Annotated in this window: 3 protein-coding genes and 1 pseudogene; 3 read left to right on the top strand and 1 reads right to left on the bottom strand. The window is 62.6% G+C overall.

The window, feature by feature from the left end; genetic code table 11:
• The 3 genes and pseudogenes from ACM62R_RS13290 to ACM62R_RS13280 all read left to right on the top strand — a co-directional run.
• Positions 1–116, top strand: a pseudogene (locus ACM62R_RS13290) (sugar ABC transporter substrate-binding protein); the annotation flags it as partial.
• A 63-nt stretch (positions 117–179) separates the two neighbouring features.
• Positions 180–1,304 (top strand): ABC transporter permease, encoded by a 1,125-nt coding sequence (locus ACM62R_RS13285; RefSeq protein WP_415184528.1) that lies wholly within the window; start codon positions 180–182, stop codon positions 1,302–1,304.
• A complete protein-coding gene (locus ACM62R_RS13280; RefSeq protein ID WP_415184527.1) occupies positions 1,304–2,092 on the top strand; it encodes an ATP-binding cassette domain-containing protein in 789 nt (262 codons plus the stop codon). The genes ACM62R_RS13285 and ACM62R_RS13280 overlap by 1 nt, the downstream gene beginning before the upstream one ends.
• A gap of 51 nt (positions 2,093–2,143) precedes the next feature.
• Here the strand turns inward: ACM62R_RS13280 and gnd are convergent, their stop codons facing one another.
• Positions 2,144–3,232: a phosphogluconate dehydrogenase (NAD(+)-dependent, decarboxylating) gene (gene gnd / locus ACM62R_RS13275; protein ID WP_415184526.1), complete on the bottom strand. Its 1,089-nt coding sequence runs from the start codon at positions 3,230–3,232 to the stop codon at positions 2,144–2,146.
• Positions 3,233–3,329: the final 97 nt, after the last annotated feature.

Raw genomic sequence — 3,329 nt, 5'->3', positions numbered from 1 at the left:
TGACCAACTATGACCGCTACGGCGTGCTGCCGGGCAACGACATCAACTCTGGCCCCGGCTTTGTCACCGCCAAGGGGCTTGAGCAGGTCGAAAAATGGGCCGGCGAATACCGCTGATCTGGCCAACGCGGCGGCCCGCCACACGCGGCGGACCGCCCCATCACCACCAGGGAGAGAGCGATGCCGGACCCGACACAGACAAACCCCATTGAGGATGAACGCGTCAAGGAAATCTCAGGATTGCGGCGCGCCCTAATTCGCCCCGAACTGGGCGGGATCGTCGGCACCATCGCCGTGTTCACGTTCTTTGTGCTGTTCGCGGGCGATAGCGGCATGTTCAACAGCCAAGGCGTGCTGAACTGGTCGGTGGTCTCGGCGCAGTTCATGATTATTGCCGTCGGCGCCTGCATGTTGATGGTCGCGGGCGAATTCGATCTCTCTGTCGGCTCGATGATCGGTTTTTCGGGCATGTCGATTGCCATCATGTCGGTGTCCTGGGGCTGGCCGGTGTGGGTGGCGATCCTTGCCACCTTTGCGCTCTGCCTCTTTGTCGGCGCGATCAACGGCTATATCGTCATCAAGACCGGCCTGCCAAGTTTCATCGTGACGCTGGCCACGCTGTTCATTCTGCGCGGCTTTACGATTTATGTGCCGCAGGTTCTGGAACGCAAGACGATCATCGGCGGCGTTGACACCGCCGCGCAGGGCGATTGGGTGGCCTGGCTGTTCGGCGGTAAAATACTGACCGGGCTGTTCAGTTGGCTGGGGGATGCGGGGGTGATCGACACCTTCACCCGTGGCACGCGCGCCGGGCAGCCGGTCGTTGACGGCATCCCGATGGTGATTGTCTGGGCGATCGTTCTGGTGGCCCTGGGCCAGATCGTGCTGACCCGCACCCGGTTTGGCAACTGGATCTTTGCCGCCGGGGGCGATGCGCAGGCCGCGCGCTATGTCGGTGTGCCGGTGAACCGGGTCAAGATCATCATGTTCATGCTGACCGCCTTTTGCGCCACTGTTCTGGCCACCTGTCAGGTGATGGAATTCGGCTCTGCCGGGGCGGATCGTGGCCTTTTGAAGGAATTTGAGGCAATCATCGCGGTAGTTATCGGGGGGGCATTGCTGACCGGCGGTTATGGGTCGGTCATCGGGGCGGCCCTGGGGGCGCTGATCTTTGGCGTGGTCCAGCAGGGGCTGTTCTTTGCCGGGGTCGAAAGTTCGCTGTTTCGGGTATTTCTGGGCGTCATCTTGCTGTTTGCGGTGATCCTCAACACCTACATCCGCCGCATCATCACGGGAGAACGCTGATGACCAGTCGCCAAAAACCAATCGTCGAGATGAAGAGCATCGAAAAGCATTTCGGCTCTGTCATCGCGCTTGCCGGTGTGTCGGTAGATATCAACCCCGGCGAATGTCACTGCCTTTTGGGCGATAACGGCGCGGGCAAATCCACCTTCATCAAAACCATGTCCGGCGTTCACAAACCCACCAAGGGCGAAATCCTGTTTGAAGGCCGCCCGATGCATTTTGATGACCCGCGCGATGCGATCAAGGCGGGAATCGCCACCGTCTATCAGGATCTGGCGATGATTCCGCTGATGTCGGTCAGCCGCAACTTCTTCATGGGGAACGAGCCGATAAAAAAGGTCGCCGGGCTGCCGTTCTTTGACCACGCCCACGCCAATGAGGTCACAATGTCCGAAATGCGCCGGATGGGGATCAATCTGCGCGGCCCCGATCAGGCCGTTGGCACCCTGTCGGGCGGCGAACGCCAAACCGTGGCCATCGCCCGCGCGGTCTATTTCGGCGCCAAGGTTCTGATCCTGGATGAGCCAACCTCGGCCCTGGGGGTGCGGCAAACGGCAAACGTGCTCGCAACCATCGACAAGGTGCGAAAATCGGGCGTCGCGGTGGTGTTCATCACCCATAACGTGCGCCACGCCATGGCCGTGGGCGACCGTTTCACCGTGCTGAACCGGGGCAAGACCCTCGGCACCGCCCTGCGCGGCAAAATCACCCCCGAAGAGCTGCAAGACCTGATGGCCGGCGGACAAGAGCTTGCCACGCTGGAAGGGTCGCTGGGCGGCACGGTCTGACCCACGGTCGGTTTCGCCGCGAAACAGACCCCGCGTGGTGCCGCTTTTGGCCTAACCTTCGTCCGCGCCGCTGCCCTGTGGCGGCGCCACCTCGACATGACCGCCAAAGCCAAAGCGCATCGCTGACAGCATCTTTTCCGCAAAGTTGTGATCCTGCCGCGAGCGGAATCGCGCGAAAAGCGCGGCTGCCAGAACATCCGCCGGCACCGCCTCTTCGATTGCCGCCTCGATCGTCCAGCGCCCTTCGCCGGAATCCTCCACATAGCCCGAAAACTTCGCCAGCGCCGGATCCCCCGCCAACGCCTCGGCCCCCAGATCCAACAGCCAGGATGAAATCACGCTGCCGCGCCGCCACACCTCGGCAATATCGGCAATGTTCAGATCGAACCGCTCCTCTGGCGGCAGGCTCGCAGAATTCTTGCTGGCCAGAATATCAAAGCCCTCGGCATAGGCCTGCATCAGGCCGTATTCTATGCCGTTATGCACCATCTTCGCAAAATGCCCCGACCCCGCAGGCCCGGTATGGATATACCCGTTTTCAACCCGCGGATCGCCCGCCACACGGCCGGGCGTGCGCGCAATGTCCCCCTGCCCCGGTGCCAGCGCCGCAAAGATCGGGTCCAGGTGGTCAACAGCGCCGGCGTCGCCGCCGATCATCATGCAATACCCCCGCTGCAACCCCCAAACCCCCCCAGAGGTGCCGCAATCGACATAGCGAATACCCCGTTCGGCCAGCGTCCGGGCGCGCCGGATATCGTCTTTGTAAAACGAATTGCCGCCATCAATGATGATGTCATCGCGCCCCAGCAGAGCGCCCAGTTCGGCCACGGCCGTCTCGGTAATCTCGCCCGCAGGCAGCATCACCCACACGGTGCGGGGCGCGCCAGAAAGGGCCTTGACCAGTGCCGCAAGCGAGGCTGTAGCGACCGCCCCGTGATCTGCCAGCGCCGCCCGCGCCTTGGCGTCAACATCAAACACCACGCAATCATGCCCCGCCGCCATCAGCCGCCGCGCGATATTTCCGCCCATGCGGCCCAGCCCAACAATTCCGATCTGCATGTTTTTCCCTTGCCCATAGATCCGCAACGCGGGGCTACCCTCTTGGGCGTCATCCAGCGCCCTGTTGCCCGCTACCGGCACGATTACACCCTTCCCCCATGGCTGCAACGCCGATTACGGCCTGCGGCCCGCCCTACCCCGCCGCCCATAACCGAAACCGCCCCTGCCCGGTCAGTTC

The organism is Phaeovulum sp. (genome assembly GCF_047638075.1).
Lineage (GTDB): Bacteria > Pseudomonadota > Alphaproteobacteria > Rhodobacterales > Rhodobacteraceae > UBA6197.
Note: the sequence above shows the minus strand (reverse complement) of the source record. Positions and strands in the feature narration are given on the sequence as shown.

Excerpts from the sequence above, each read along its gene's own strand:
- ACM62R_RS13280 (WP_415184527.1), top strand. The coding sequence starts at position 1,304 with ATGACCAGTCGCCAAAAACCAATCGTCGAGATGAAGAGCATCGAAAAG.
- ACM62R_RS13285 (WP_415184528.1), top strand. The coding sequence starts at position 180 with ATGCCGGACCCGACACAGACAAACCCCATTGAGGATGAACGCGTCAAG.